This is a genomic window from Microbispora sp. H10885 (genome assembly GCF_014161415.1).
Taxonomy (GTDB): Bacteria; Actinomycetota; Actinomycetes; order Streptosporangiales; family Streptosporangiaceae; genus Microbispora; species Microbispora triticiradicis.
Window position 1 is genome coordinate 603511 of the sequence record NZ_JABBWY010000003.1, and the last position, 16349, is coordinate 619859.

1 protein-coding gene is annotated in these 16349 nt (G+C 75.0%); it reads left to right on the forward strand.

Translation table 11 applies throughout. The features are described from left to right. Positions 1 to 241: 241 nt before the first annotated feature. Positions 242 to 16342 (forward strand): type I polyketide synthase, encoded by a 16101-nt coding sequence (locus HHX37_RS10910; protein ID WP_182885310.1) that lies wholly within the window; start codon positions 242 to 244, stop codon positions 16340 to 16342. Positions 16343 to 16349: the final 7 nt, after the last annotated feature.

Here is a 16349-nt window from a genome sequence, read left to right on the forward strand (position 1 = left end):
AAGAATTCGTGCAGCAGATCGTTACCCAGACGGATCCGGTGCAGAGACATATGGCCATGGATCACCATTTTTTGATAACACTCCACCGCGACTTCCGGCAACGGCCGACGGCGCCGCCGCGGGCGAAGTCAGGGGGCGATAGGGGTTATTGGGCGGGTGATTCCCTGTCTTAGGGTTTGCGTAGATCGTGGGTGAGATGTGTCTGCCTTTTCAGGCACCTATATTTCGGCAGAGGTACGCCATGTCTGAGTCTGGGTTCGACGGGTCGTGGGCAGCGCGCATACCGGACGGAGGAGCGGCGCTGGCCGCCCGCCTGACCGGTCTGCCGCTCGCCGAGCAAAACCGCGTGCTGCTCGATCTGGTGTGTACGCAGACGGCGGCCGTGCTGCGGAAGTTCCGGCCGGACGACCCGGCCGAGGTCTCGCCCCGCCGGGCGTTCCGGGATCTCGGTCTCGACTCGATCGCCCTGGTCGAACTGCAGAGCCTGCTCAACGCCGTGACCGGGCTCGCGCTGGGGGTGAGCGCCGCCTTCGACCACCCGACACCGGCGTCCCTCGCCGCCTTCCTCCGTACGGAACTGCTCGGGGACACCGGCCCTGAGACCGGCCCGGAGCCGGTCGCCGGCGAGAGGCAGGCCGCTGACGAGCCGATCGCCATCGTCGGCATCGGCTGCCGCCTGCCCGGCGGGGTCGACTCGCCCGAGGGGCTGTGGCGCCTGGTCGACGACGGCCGGCACGTTCTCACCGACTTCCCCGACGACCGCGGCTGGGACCTGGAGCGGCTGTTCGACCCCGACCCGGACCAGCCCGGCACCACCTACCTGCGGCGCGGCGGCTTCCTGCCGGAGGCGACGCTCTTCGACGCGGACTTCTTCGGCATCAGCCCGCGCGAGGCGCAGACCATGGACCCGCAGCAGCGGCTCGTGCTGGAGACCGCCTGGGAGGCGATCGAGCGCGCCGGCATCGACCCGGCCTCGCTCGCGGGCAGCCGGTCCGGCGTCTACATCGGGGTCGAGCCCCAGGAGTACGGCCCCCGCATCGCCGACGCGCCCGACGGGCTCGACGGCTACCTGATCACCGGCAACGCGACCAGCGTGGTGGCCGGCCGGGTGGCGTACACGCTCGGGCTGCTCGGACCGGCGCTCGCGATCGACACCGCCTGCTCGGGCTCGCTCGTCGCGGTGCACGTCGCGGCGCAGGCCCTGCGCAACGGCGAGTGCGGCCTCGCGCTGGTGGGCGGCGTGGCCGTGCTGAGCAGCCCCGGGGTGTTCACCGCGTTCAGCAGGCTGCGCGGTCTCGCGCCGGACGGGATCTGCAAGCCGTTCGCCGAGGCCGCCGACGGCACCGGCTTCTCCGAGGGCGCGGCGGTGCTGGTACTGGAGCGGCTGTCGGACGCGCGCCGCAACGGCCACACCGTGCACGCGATCCTGCGCGGGTCGGCGATCAACCAGGACGGCGCGTCCAACGGCCTGACCGCGCCGAGCGGCCGCGCCCAGCGCCTGGTGATCCGGCAGGCGCTCGCCGACGCGGGGCTCGCGGCGTCCGACGTGGACGTGGTCGAGGCGCACGGCACCGGCACCACGCTCGGCGACCCCATCGAGGCGCAGGCGATCATCGACACGTACGGCCAGGGCCGCGAGCAGGACGACCCGCTGTGGCTGGGATCGGTGAAGTCGAACATCGGCCACACCCAGGCGGCGGCCGGCGTCGTCGGCCTGATCAAGATGGTGCTGGCCATGCGGCACGGGGTGCTGCCGAAGACCCTGCACGTCGACCAGCCGTCGTCGGCCGTGAACTGGTCGGCGGGCCGGGTGTCGCTGCTGACCGAGCCCGTGCCCTGGCAGGAGAACGGACGGCCGCGACGGGCGGGCATATCGGCGTTCGGCGTCAGCGGCACCAACGCCCACGTGATCATCGAGGAACCGCCGTCGGACGCCGCCGCCGCCTCCACGCCGCCGGCGGACGACACTTCCGGTACCGGGACGCGGCCGGTGGACGGCGCCGCGGCGCCCTCGGCACCGTCCGCGGACACGGCGACGGCGCCCGAAGAGACGGCGCCCGAAGAGACGGTGCCGGACCTGACGACGGCGCCGTGCCTGGTTCCGGTGTCGGCCCGGGGAGACGACGCGCTGCGCGCCCAGGCGGCCCGGCTGCACGACCTGCTCGCGGCCGACGACACCGTGACGCCCGCCGACGCCGGATACTCCCTGGTGACCACCCGTACGGCGTTCCCGGACCGGGCGGTCGTCCTGGCCACCGGCCGGGACGAGTGCCTGCGCGGGCTGCGCGCCCTGTCCCAGGGCGAGAGCGGCCCGGACGTGGTCAGGGGGAGCGTCACCGGCGGCGCGCTGGCGTACCTGTTCACCGGCCAGGGCAGCCAGCGCCTGCACATGGGCCGCGAGCTGTGCGGGACGTATCCCGTCTTCGCCGCCGCCCTCGACGACGCCGCCGGATATCTGGACCTCCAGCTCGACCGCCCGCTCCTGGACGTGCTGTTCGCCGAGCCCGGCACCCCCGAGGCCGATCTCCTCCACCAGACGGCGTACGCGCAGCCGGCCTTGTTCGCTCTGCAGGTCGCCGCCTACCGGCTGCTGGAGTCGTGGGGGGTGCGGCCGGACTACGTCGCCGGGCACTCGATCGGGGAGCTGGCCGCCGCGCACGTGGCCGGGGTGCTGTCGCTCGAGGACGCGGCCACGCTGGTCGCCGCGCGCGGCCGTCTGATGCAGGCCCTCCCGGCCGACGGCGCGATGGTCGCCATCCAGGCCGCCGAGGACGAGGTGACGCCGCTGCTCACCGGCCGCGCCGGGATCGCGGCGGTCAACGGCCCCCGGTCGGTCGTCGTGTCGGGCGACGAGGCGGAGGTGCTGGCCGTCGCGGCCCGCTTCGAGGCCGACGGCCGCAAGACCAGGCGGCTGCGGGTGAGCCACGCCTTCCACTCGCCGCTGATGGAGCCGATGCTCGCCGAGTTCGGGCGGGTGGCCGGGATCCTGACGTACTCGCCGCCGAGCGTGCCGGTCGTCTCCACGGTGACCGGCGAACTCGCCACCGCCGAGGAGCTGTGCTCGCCGGACTACTGGGTGCGGCACGTCCGCGACGCCGTGCGGTTCCGCGACGGCGTCGCCGCGCTGCACGCCAGAGGCGTGGACACGTTCGTGGAGATCGGGCCGGACGGCGTGCTCAGCGCGATGGCCCAGGACTGCCTCGCCGACGCTTCCGGCGACCTCGCCTTCGTGCCCGTGCTGCGGCGGGACCGCGGCGAGGTGCGTCAGCTGCTGACCGCGGTCGCCGTCGCCCACACGCGCGGCGCCGCCCTGGAGGGATCGGCGTACGGCCCGGGGGCCCGCCGCGTCGACCTGCCCACGTACGCCTTCCAGGGCAGGCGTTTCTGGATGTCTCCGCAGGAGCCGAACGACGCGCTGGGCCTCGGCCAGGCGCCCGCGGACCACCCGCTCCTCGGCGCCGTGCTGCGCGCCGCCGGAGAGGACCGCGTCGTGCTGACCGGCCGCCTCTCCCTGCGGACCCACCCCTGGCTGGCCGACCACGTGATCTCGGGCCGGGTCCTGCTCCCGGGCACCGCCCTGCTCGAACTGGCCGTGTACGCCGGTGACCAGGCCGGCTGCCCGCAGGTCGAGGACCTGACCCTGCACGCCCCGCTGGTCGTGCCCGACCGCGGCGGAGTGTCGGTCCAGGTCGTCGTGGCCGAACCCGACGACGCCGGCCGGCGAGTGGTCGACGTCTTCTCCCGTCCGGATGGTGATGGGGACGGGGTGTGGGTGCGGCACGCGTCGGGTGTGGTGGGTCCGGTCGTGGGGGTGGCGGGGTTCGATCTGGCGGAGTGGCCGCCTCGGGGGGCCGAGGTGGTGGATGTGTCGTCGTGGTATCCGGAGTTGGCCGGTCGGGGGTATGGGTACGGGCCGGCGTTCCGGGGGTTGCGGAGGGTGTGGCGGGGTTCGGGGGAGGTGTTCGCGGAGGTCGCGTTGCCTGAGGGGGTGCAGGCGGGTGGGTTCGCGGTGCATCCGGCGTTGCTGGACGCGGTGTTGCAGGCGACCGATGTGGCCACCGATCCGGTGAGTGGTTCTGAGGGGGTGGATGCGGGGGCGGTGCGGTTGCCGTTCGCGTTCGGCGGGGTGAGTGTGTTCGCGGCTGGGGCGTCGCTGGTGCGGGTGCGGATCGCTCCGGTGGCGGATGTGGCGGGGGATGCGGTGGCGTTGGAGATCGCCGACGCCTCTGGTGCGCCGGTGGCGTCGGTGGAGTCGTATGTGTGCCGGGCGATGTCGGCGCAGTCGGTGGGGGAGCGGGTCTACCGGGTCGACTGGGTCCCCGCTCCGGTCCCCGCCCCGGCCCAGTCGGCCGCGGGGAAGCAGGAGTTCACCCGCTTTGACGTCCCCGTCACCCGCGAAGCCTCGTCAAGTGCGCTGCCGGACGCGCAGGCGGAAGCACCCTCTGGGGTCCTGTCAGGGATGCGGTCGGTGGCGGCCGGGGTGTTGGAGCGGGTGCAGGAGCAGGTGGCCGTTCCGGAGCCTGGCGGGCCGTTGGTGGTGGTCACGCGGGGTGCGGTGGGGCTGCCGGGTGAGGATGTGGACGTGTCGGCGGCGCCGGTGTGGGGCCTGGTGCGGTCGGCGATGGCCGAGTGGCCGGGCCGGTTCGTGCTGGCCGACATCGACGGGACCGAGGAGTCGGAGGCGGTGCTGGCCGCGGCGGTTGCCGCCGGTGAGCCCGAACTGCTGATCCGCGCGGGCCAGGTGCGAGTCCCGCGCCTGACCACCGTGACCCCCGAGACCGAACCGGTGGGTTTCGGTGCTGGGGCGGTGGTGGTGACCGGGGGTGTCGGTGGGGTCGGGGCGCGGGTGGCGCGGCATCTGGTGACGGCGCACGGGGTGCGGTCGCTGGTGCTGGCCGGGCGTCGCGGCCTGGACACGCCCGGGGCCGACCTGGTGGCGGCGGAGCTGACCGGGTTGGGCGCTCAGGTGCGGGTGGTGGCCTGTGACGTGGCCGACCGGGAGGCGGTGGCGCGGCTGCTGGAGGAGGTGCCGGACCTGACGGCGGTGGTCCACGCGGCCGGGGTGCTGGACGACGGGCTGATCGAGTCGCTGACCCCGGACCGGCTGGACACCGTCTTCGCGCCCAAGGCCGACGCGGCCTGGCACCTGCACGAGCTGACCCGCGACCGGGACCTCAGCGCCTTCGTCCTGTTCTCCTCCACGGCGACCCTGTTCGACGCGCCCGGTCAGGGCAACTACGCCGCGGCCAACGCCTTCCTCGACGGCCTGGCCGCCCACCGGCACGCCCACGGCCTGCCCGCCACCTCGCTGGCCTGGGGCCTGTGGGCCGGCGCGGGAATGGGCGCAGGACTGGACGAGGCCGCACTGGCGCGCATCGCGCGCTCGGGGCTGGTGCCGCTGTCGTCCGAGGAGAACCTCGCGCTGCTGGACGCCGGAATACGCAGCGGACTGCCCGCTGTGGTCCCGGTCCGGGTGGACCACCGGGTGGTCCGCGAACGCGCCGACGGGATCCCGACGCTGCTGCGCGGCCTGGTGCGCCCGGCGACGAAGCGCGCCGGCGCCCGCAACGCCTCCACCGGCGGTGCCGGCGGCCTCGCCGAGCGGGTGGCCGGCCTGTCCGGCGCCGCGCGTGTCGACGCCCTGGTCGAGGTGGTCCGCGCCGAGGCAGCCGCCGTACTCGGGCACGAGAGCGGCGCCGCCGTCGCGCCCGCGCGCGCGTTCAACGAACTCGGCTTCGACTCGCTCGCGGCCGTGGAACTGCGCAACCGGCTCAACGCGATCAGCGGCCTCAAGCTGAGCGCGACCCTGGTCTTCGACTACCCCACGCCCCTCGCGCTCGCCACCCACCTGGCCGAGACGATCGACGCGAAGCCGGTGCGGGCCCGTCAGGAGACCACCGTCGCCATCGCCCCCACCGAGGACATCGCGATCGTCGGCATGGCCTGCCGCTACCCCGGCGGCGTACGGTCGCCCGAGGACCTGTGGCGGCTGGTCGCCGACGGCGTCGACGCGATCGGCGAATTCCCCACCGACCGGGGCTGGCCGCACGACGTGTACGACCCCGAGCTGAGCCGCCCCGCCACCAGCTACACCCGCGAAGGCGGTTTCCTGTACGACGCGGCCGACTTCGACGCCGACTTCTTCGGCATCAGCCCGCGCGAGGCACAGGCCATGGACCCGCAGCAGCGGCTGCTGCTGGAGGTCTCCTGGGAGGCGTTCGAGCGGGCGGGCATCGACCCGAGGTCCGTGCGCGGCAGCCGCACCGGCGTCTACGCGGGGGTCATGTACCACGACTGGGGCCTGCGGCTCGGCCCGCTGCCCGAGGAGATCGCCGCCTACCACGGCAACGGCAGCCTGGCCGGTGTCGCGTCCGGGCGGGTCGCGTACGTCTTCGGGCTGGAGGGCCCGGCGATGACCGTGGACACGGCGTGCTCGTCGTCGCTGGTCACCATCCACCTGGCCGCCGCCGGGCTGCGCGGGGGAGAGTGCGACCTGGCCCTCGCGGGCGGCGTCACCGTCATGTCCACCCCCGACACCTTCGTGGACATGAGCCGCCAGCGCGGATTGGCCGCCGACGGCCGGTGCAAGTCGTTCGGCGCGGGCGCGGACGGCGTCGGCTGGAGCGAGGGCATCGGTCTGCTGGTGCTTGAGCGGTTGTCGGATGCGCGGCGGCGTGGGCATCGGGTGCTGGGGGTGATCCGTGGTTCTGCGGTGAACCAGGACGGTGCGTCGAATGGGCTGACGGCGCCGAACGGTCCGTCGCAGCAGCGGGTGATCGGGCAGGCGCTGGCGGCGGCCGGGCTTTCCCCGGCTGACGTGGATGTGGTGGAGGGTCACGGTACGGGGACGACGCTGGGTGACCCGATCGAGGCGCAGGCGATCATCGCGACGTACGGGCAGGGCCGGGAGCGGCCGTTGTGGCTGGGGTCGGTGAAGTCGAACATCGGGCACACTCAGGCGGCGGCCGGCGTGGCCGGTGTGATCAAGATGGTGATGGCGATGCGCCATGGCGAGCTGCCCAGGTCGCTGCACGCCGCGGAGCCCTCACCCCAGGTGGACTGGGACGCCGGTCAGGTGCGGCTGCTGACCGAGCCGGTGGCCTGGCCCGAGGAGGGCAGGCCGCGCCGGGCGGCGGTGTCGTCGTTCGGGATCAGCGGCACCAACGCCCACGTGATCGTCGAGTCGGCGCCGGGTGAACCCGTACGGGAACCGCGGCCCGCCCCCGCGACCGTGCCGCTGGTCGTGTCGGGCCGCACCCCGCAGGCGCTGCGCGCCCAGGCCGGACGGCTGCTGCCGTACCTGGAGACACTGCCGGACGCGGAGATCGGCGAGCTCGGCCGCGCCCTCGCCACCACACGCGCCGCGCTCGAATGCCGGGCCGTCGTGACCGGCGCGGACCGGGCCGAGCTCGCGGCCGGCCTCGCCGCGCTGGCGGACGGCTCCACGCCCGCCGGGGCTGCCCGCGAGGGCAGGGTGGCGTTCCTGTTCACCGGGCAGGGCAGCCAGCGCCTCGGCATGGGCCGCGAGCTGTACGGCGCCTTCCCGGTCTTCGCCGAGGCGTTCGACGCCGTGCTCGCCGAGCTGGACCGCCATCTGGACCGGCCGCTGCGCGAGGTGCTGTGGGGCGAGGACGCCGATCTGGTCAACCAGACCGGCTACGCCCAGGCCGCGCTGTTCGCGCTGGAGGTCTCCCTCTACCGGCTGCTGGAGTCGTGGGGGACGCGGCCGGACTACGTCGCCGGGCACTCGATCGGGGAGCTGGCCGCCGCGCACGTGGCCGGGGTGCTGTCCCTGGCGGACGCGGCCCGCCTGGTCGCCGCGCGGGGCAGCCTGATGCAGGCCCTGCCGACCGGAGGGGCGATGGTCGCCGTACGCGCGGCCGAGGAGCGGGTGCGCCCGCTGCTCGGCGACGGCGTGGACATCGCGGCGGTCAACGGGCCGGAGTCGGTCGTCATCTCCGGTGACGAGGCGGCCGTGTCGCGGGCCGCTGCCGCTCTCGCGGCCGACGGCCACCGGACGACCCCCCTGCGGGTGAGCCACGCCTTCCACTCGGCGCTGATGGAGCCGATGCTCGCCGGCTTCCGCGGGGTCGCGGAGGAGCTGTCGTTCGCGTCTCCGGCCATCCCCCTGGTGTCCACGCTCACGGGAACACTGGCCACGGCCGAGGAGCTGGGCTCGCCGGAGCACTGGGTGCGGCACGTGCGGGAGCCGGTCCGGTTCGCCGCCGCCGTAGGTGACCTCGCCGCCCGGAACGTCACCGCCTTCGTCGAGCTCGGGCCGGACGCGGTGCTCGCCGCGATGGGGCAGGCCTGCGTCGCGGAGGACGCGGCCGCGTTCGTCGCCGTCGCCCGCAAGGGCCGCGACGAGGTGCGCGAACTCGTCGCCGGCCTCGGCCGGGCGTACGCGCACGGCGTGGCGGTCGACTGGGCCGCGTACTTCGGCGGCGACGCCCCGGCCGGGCTGGACCTGCCCACGTACGCCTTCCAGCGCAGGCGGTTCTGGCTCGACGGGTACACGTACGGCGCGGGCGATGTCGGCGCCGCCGGGCTGGACCACATCACGCACCCGATCCTGTCGGCCGCCGTGGAGTCGCCGGAGTCCGGCGAGGCGGTGCTGACCGGCCGTGTCTCGCCGCGGACGCATCCGTGGCTGGCCGACCACGTGATCTCGGGCCGGGTCCTGTTCCCCGGCACCGGGTTCATCGAGCTGGCGACGCAGGCGGGCGACTGGGCGGGCTGCCCCAGCCTCGACGAGCTCGTCCTCGAAGCGCCGCTCGTGCTGCCCGCCGAGGGCGGGGTCGCCCTGCGGGTGGTCCTCGGCCCCGCCGGTGACGGCCTGACGCGCTCGGTGCAGATCTTCTCCCGTCCGGATGGTGATGGGGACGGGGTGTGGGTGCGGCACGCGTCGGGTGTGGTGGGTCCGGTCGTGGGGGTGGCGGGGTTCGATCTGGCGGAGTGGCCGCCTCGGGGAGCCGAGGTGGTGGATGTGTCGTCGTGGTATCCGGAGTTGGCCGGTCGGGGGTATGGGTACGGGCCGGCGTTCCGGGGGTTGCGGAGGGTGTGGCGGGGTTCGGGGGAGGTGTTCGCGGAGGTCGCGTTGCCTGAGGGGGTGCAGGCGGGTGGGTTCGCGGTGCATCCGGCGTTGCTGGACGCGGTGTTGCAGGCGACCGATGTGGCCACCGATCCGGTGAGTGGTTCTGAGGGGGTGGATGCGGGGGCGGTGCGGTTGCCGTTCGCGTTCGGTGGGGTGAGTGTGTTCGCGGCGGGGGCGTCGCTGGTGCGGGTGCGGATCGCTCCGGTGGCGGATGTCGCGGGGGATGCGGTGGCGTTGGAGATCGCCGACGCCTCCGGTTCGCCGGTGGCGTCGGTGGAGTCGTATGTGTGCCGGGCGATGTCGGCGCAGTCGGTGGGGGAGCGGGTCTACCGGGTCGACTGGGTCCCCGCCCCGGTTACTGCCCCGGTCCAGCCGGCCACGGGTAAGCAGGAGTTCACCCGCCTGGACGTCTCGGGTGCCCCGCAGACGCTTCCGGGGATGCGGTCGGTGGTGGCCGGGGTGCTGGAGCGGGTGCAGGAGCAGGTGGCCGTTCCGGAGCCTGGCGGGCCGTTGGTGGTGGTCACGCGGGGTGCGGTGGGGCTGCCGGGTGAGGACGTGGACGTGTCGGCGGCGCCGGTGTGGGGCCTGGTCCGCGCGGCCCAGCAGGAGAACCCGGGCCGGTTCGTGCTGGCCGACATCGACGGGACCGAGGAGTCGGAGGCGGTGCTGGCCGCGGCGGTTGCCGCCGGTGAGCCCGAACTGCTGATCCGGGCGGGCCAGGTGCGGGTCCCGCGCCTGACCACCGTGACCCCCGAGACCGAACCGGTGGGTTTCGGTGCTGGGGCGGTGGTGGTGACCGGGGGTGTCGGTGGGGTCGGGGCGCGGGTGGCGCGGCATCTGGTGACGGCGCACGGGGTGCGGTCGCTGGTGCTGGCCGGGCGTCGCGGCCTGGACACGCCCGGGGCCGATCTGCTGGCGGCGGAGCTGACCGGGTTGGGCGCTCAGGTGCGGGTGGTGGCCTGTGACGTGGCCGACCGGGAGGCGGTGGCGCGGCTGCTGGAGGAGGTGCCGGACCTGACGGCGGTGGTCCACGCGGCCGGGGTGCTGGACGACGGGCTGATCGAGTCGCTGACCCCGGACCGGCTGGACACCGTCTTCGCGCCCAAGGCCGACGCGGCCTGGCACCTGCACGAGCTGACCCGCGACCGGGACCTCAGCGCCTTCGTCCTGTTCTCCAGCACCGCGAGCACGCTGGCTGGGGCGGGCCAGGGCAACTACGCCGCGGCCAACGCCTTCCTCGACGGCCTGGCCGCCCACCGGCACGCCCACGGCCTGCCCGCCCTCTCGTTGCCGTGGCACCTGTGGACCGGCGCCGGAATGGCGGAAGGGCTCAGCGAGAGCGACATCGCCCGCATCGAACGGCAGGGCATCACGCCGCTGTCGGCCGACGAGAGCCTCGCGCTGCTGGACGTCGCGCTGCGCGGCACGGACCCGGTGCAACTGCCGATCAGGCTGGACCGGGCCGCCCTGCGCGCCCGTACCGACGAACTGCCCGCGCCGCTGCGCGCCTTCGCCGCCCGCGCCAAGGCGCAGGCGGTCACGAAGCCGGCGGCCGGCAACGCCCTCGCCGACCGCCTGGCCGGCCGGCCCGCCGCCGACCGCGACCGGATCCTGCTCGATCTCGTACGCGTGGACGTGGCGGCGGTGCTCGGTCACGCCGGGTCCGGCGAGATCGACCCGGACCGCCCGTTCACCGACCTCGGCTTCGACTCGCTGGCCGCGATGGAGTTCCGCAACCGGCTGGGCGCGTCGAGCGGCCTCACGCTGCCCGCGACGCTGGTCTTCGACCACCCGACCGCGCGCGCGGTCGCCGTGCACCTCGCCGACCGCCTGGCCGTCCTGATGGGTGACAGCGTGGCGGACCGGGCCGGTGGAGCCACCGCGGACGTCCCGGCCACCCGCGCCGCGGAGCCGGTCGCGGACGAGCCGATCGCGATCGTCGGCATGGCCTGCCGCTACCCCGGAGGCGTACGGTCGCCCGAGGACCTGTGGCGGCTGGTCGCCGACGGCGTCGACGCGATCGGCGAGTTCCCCGCCGACCGCGGCTGGGACGACGGCGTCTACGACCCGGAACCGGGTGTGCCCGGCAAGACCTACACGCGCCGGGGCGGGTTCCTGTACGACGCCGCCGAGTTCGACCCCGAGTTCTTCGGCATCATGCCGCGTGAGGCGCTGGCCATGGACCCGCAGCAGCGGCTGCTGCTGCAGACGGCCTGGGAGGCGTTCGAGCGGGCGGGCATCGACCCGAGGGCCGCGCGCGGCAGCCGCACCGGCGTCTACGCCGGGGTGATGTACCACGAGTACGCCAGCAGGCTGCGCGAGGTCCCCGAGGAGCTGGCCGGCTACCTCGGCAACGGCAGCGCCGCCAGCGTCGCCTCCGGACGGGTCGCGTACGCCTTCGGCCTGGAGGGCCCGGCCATCACCGTGGACACGGCGTGCTCGTCGTCGCTGGTGGCGGTGCACATGGCCCACCAGGCGCTGCAACGCGGCGAGATCGACCTGGCGCTGGCCGGAGGTGTCACGGTCATGCCGACGCCGGAGGTGTTCGTCGACTTCAGCCGCCAGCGGGGGCTGGCCGCCGACGGCCGGTGCAAGTCGTACGCCGGAGGGGCCGACGGCACCGCGTGGGGCGAGGGCGCCGGTCTGCTGGTGCTTGAGCGGTTGTCGGATGCGCGGCGGCGTGGGCATCGGGTGCTGGGGGTGATCCGTGGTTCTGCGGTGAACCAGGATGGCGCGTCGAATGGGCTGACGGCGCCGAACGGTCCGTCGCAGCAGCGGGTGATCGGGCAGGCGCTGGCGGCGGCCGGGCTTTCCCCGGCTGACGTGGATGTGGTGGAGGGTCACGGTACGGGGACGACGCTGGGCGACCCGATCGAGGCGCAGGCGATCATCGCGACGTACGGGCAGGGCCGGGAGCGGCCGTTGTGGCTGGGGTCGGTGAAGTCGAACATCGGCCACACGCAGGCGGCGGCCGGCGTGGCCGGTGTGATCAAGATGGTGATGGCGATGCGGGCGGGGACGGCGCCGCGCACCCTGCACGTGGACCAGCCGTCGCCGCAGGTGGACTGGGACGCCGGTCAGGTGCGGCTGCTGACCGAGCCGGTGGCCTGGCCCGAGGAGGGCAGGCCGCGCCGGGCGGCGGTGTCGTCGTTCGGGCTCAGCGGCACCAACGCGCACCTGATCCTGGAGCAGGCGCCGGCCGAGGAGTCCTCGGCCGAGGAGACGCCGTCGTCCGGTCCCGCCGGCCTGCCGATCGTGCCTCTGGTGGTCTCCGGCCGGACCCCGCGGGCGCTGCGCGCCCAGGCGGGCCGGCTCCTGAATCATCTGGAGCTCCAGCCGGAGCTGGACCTTCGCGACGTCGGCTTCTCACTGGCCACCGGCCGGGCCGCGCACGCCCACCGCGCGGTGGTGCTCGCCGACGGGCGCGCCGCGGCGGAGCGCGGCCTGGCCGCGCTGGCCGCCGCGGACACCGTCGACCCCGGCGTGGCCGATCTCGTCACCGGGGTGACCGGCACCGGCGGGCAGACCGCGTTCCTGTTCACCGGGCAGGGCAGCCAGCGTCCCGGCATGGGCCGCGAGCTGTACGAGGCGTTCCCGGTCTTCGCGGAGGCGTTCGACGCCGTGCTCGCCGAGCTGGACCGGCACCTCGACCGGCACCTGGACCGGCGGCCCGACCACCACGGTGACCGGCCGCTGCGCGAGGTGCTGTGGGGCGAGGACGCCGATCTGGTCAACCAGACGGTGTACGCCCAGAGCGGCCTGTTCGCGCTGGAGGTGGCGCTCTACCGGCTGCTCGAATCCTGGGGGGTGCGGCCCGACTACCTCGCCGGGCACTCGATCGGCGAGCTCGCCGCGGCCCACGTCGCCGGGGTGCTCTCCCTTCCCGACGCCGCCGCGCTGGTGGCGGCCCGCGGCGCGCTGATGCAGGCGCTGCCGCCCGGCGGCGCGATGGTCGCGGTCGCGGCCACCGAGGACGAGGTGACACCACTGCTGACCGGCCGGGCCGGCATCGCGGCGGTCAACGCGCCCGACTCGGTCGTGCTGTCCGGCGACGAGGCCGAGGTGCTCGCCATCGCGGCCGAGCTGGCGGCGGCGGGACGCAAGACCACCCGGCTGCGGGTCTCGCACGCCTTCCACTCGCCGCTCATGGAGCCGATGCTGGACGGCCTGCGCGCGGTCGCCGTGTCGCTCACGTACACGGCCCCGGCGATTCCGGTCGTCTCGACGGTCACCGGCGAGGTCGTCGGGGCGGAGCTGTGCACCGCGGACTACTGGGTCGACCAGGTCCGGCGCCCGGTCCGCTTCGCCGCGGCCGTCTCGGCCCTGGCGGCGGCGGGCGTCACCCGCTTCACCGAACTCGGCCCGGACGGCGTGCTCACCGCCCTGGCCCAGCGGAGCGCGCCGGACACCGCGCTGTTCACGGCCACCGCCCGGCGCGACCGGCCCGAGCCGGCCGCCGTCCTGACCGCGCTCGCCCGCCTGCACTCCGGCGGCGTCGCCGTCGACTGGCGGGCGTTCTTCGCCGGAACCGGCGCACGGCCGGTGGACCTGCCGACCTATCCCTTCGAGAACAGCCGGTTCTGGCTCGACGCGCCGCAGGTCGCCGCCGACGCGACCGGGCTCGGCCAGCAGGCGTCCACGCATCCGCTGCTGTCGGCCGTCGTGGCCATGCCCGACGACCGGGTGGTGCTGACCGGGCGGCTGTGCACGGCCACCCAGCCCTGGCTGGCCGACCACCGGGTGCGGGGCCGGATCCTGCTGCCCGGCAGCGGCCTGGTCGAGCTCGCCCTGCGCGCCGGTCAGGAGGTGGGCTGCGGCACGGTCGCCGAGCTGATCATGGAGGCGCCGCTCGTCGTGCCCGGCCGCGGCGCACTGGCGCTGCAGGTCACCGTGGAACCGCCGGACTCCGCCGGGGCGCGGGTGATCCACATCCACACCCGGCCGGAGGACGGCGGCGGGTGGACGCGGCACGCGACCGGCACGCTCACCGCCGAGGACGATCCCGCCCTCGCCGAGGCCGCCGCCGATCTCACCCAGTGGCCGCCGCCAGGAGCCGCCGAGACGGCGATCACCGGCGGGTACGACCTGCTGGCCGCCCGCGGATACGAGTACGGCCCGGCGTTCCAGGGGCTGCGCGCGGCCTGGCGCGACGGCGACGACGTCTACGCCGAGGTCGCCCTGCCCGAGCGGGCCGCGGCCGACGCGCGGAGGTTCGGCCTGCACCCGGCGCTGCTCGACGCGACCTTCCACGCCGACCTGCTGGACGAGCAGGGCCTGCGGGAAGGCCGCACGGTCATCCCGTTCGCCTGGACCGGCACGACCCTGCACACGGGTGGCGCCGCCGCGCTGCGGGTGCACATCCGCAGGCTGCGCGGCGACGAACTGTCCACCATGACGCTGGCCGACGACAGGGGCCGTACGGTCGCCACGGTGCGGCGGCTCGCCGCGCGGGAGGTGACCGGGACGGCCGGCGGCGACCCCCGGGGCGGGTCGGTCCTGCGGCTCGAATGGCGCGACCTGCCGCTGGAGGGGGCGACGGCCGGGACCGCACCGGTGCTGGCCGGGGCCGACCACTTCGGTCTCGCGCGGCGCGCCGGTGGCGCGCACGACGGCCTCGCCGCCCTGGTGTCGGCGATCGACGCCGGAGCCCCCGTGCCCGACCTGGTGATCCACCAGTGCCTCGCCGAGCCCGCCGAGGTCCCCGTACGGACGCGGGCGGCCGTCCACGAGGTGCTGGACGTGCTGCGCTCCTGGCTGGCCGACGAGCGCCTCGCCGCCTCCCGGCTGGTGATCCTCACCAGGCACGCCGTCGGCGACGCGGACGGGACCGACGGGCTGGCCCACGCGCCGGTCTGGGGCCTGGTCCGGGCGGCCCAGCAGGAGAACCCCGGCCGGTTCGTGCTCGTCGACACCGACGGCACCCCGGCGTCGACGGCCGTGCTGCTGCCCGCGATCCGGTCCGGGGAGGCGGAGATCATGCTGCGGCAGGGCGTCGCCCGCGTTCCCCGGCTTGCCCCGGCGACCGCGGACCGTGAGACGCCGCCGTGGGACCCGGACGGCACCGTGCTCGTCACCGGCGGCGCCGGCGGGCTCGGCGCGCACCTCGCCCGGCACCTCGTCACCGCCCACGGCGTGCGGCACCTGCTGCTGACCAGCCGCCGCGGCCGGGACACCGAGGAGGCGCGGCGCCTGGAGCGCGAGCTGACCGGCCTCGGCGCGGAGGTGACGATCGCGGCGTGCGACGTGGCCGACCGGGCCGCGCTGGCCGGCGTGCTAGCCGCGATCCCGCCGGACCGGCCGCTGCGCGCGGTGGTCCACGCGGCCGGCGTGATGGACAACGCGCTGATCGGGTCGCTGACGCCGGCGCAGGTCGAGGCGGTGCTGCGGCCCAAGGTCGACGGCGCCTGGCACCTGCACGAGCTCACCGCCGACGCCGATCTGACCGCCTTCGTGCTGTTCTCCTCGTTCGCCGGACTGCTGATCGGCGCCGGGCAGGGCAACTACGCCGCGGCCAACCGCTTCCTCGACGCCCTCGCCGCCCATCGGGCGGCCTCCGGGCGGCCCGCGACGTCGCTGGCCTTCCCGCTCTGGGCGACGCGGACCGGGCTCGGCGGCGAGGCCGTCGACGGGGAGTCGGAGGAGCGCCGGATGGCCGCGCTCGGCATGCCCGCCCTGTCCACCGAGGACGGGCTGGCGCTGATCGACGCCGCGCTGACCCGGCCGGACGCGGTGCTGGTGCCGCTCCGGCTCGACCGGGCCGCGCTCGCCGCCGCGGAGTCCGTCCCGCCCATGCTGGCCGGTTTCGTCCCCGCGAAGGCGCGGTCCGAGGCGGCGCGGCCGGCGGAGCGGACCCTCGCCGAGCGGCTGGCGGACGCCGGACCGGCCGACCGGGACCGGATCCTGCTCGACCTGGTGCGGGCGGAGGTGGCGGCCGTGCGGCACGCCGACCCGGACGCGATCGACGTCGCCAGGGGCTTCACCGAGCTGGGCCTGGACTCGCTGGCCGCGATCGAACTGCGCAACCGGCTGTCGGCGGCCACCGGGCTGCGGCTGCCGGCGACGCTGATGTTCGACTATCCGAACCCGCGGGAGCTGTCCGGCTACCTGCGGGAGGAGCTGCTGCCCGGCCTGCCCGACGAGGCGTCTCCGGAGGAGGGGCAGGCGGAGCCGAGCCTGCCGACGATGCAGGAAATCAACGACATGACGGTCAGCGACCTTGTGCGCGCGGCGTTGTCCGGGTCGAACTGAGCAGGAG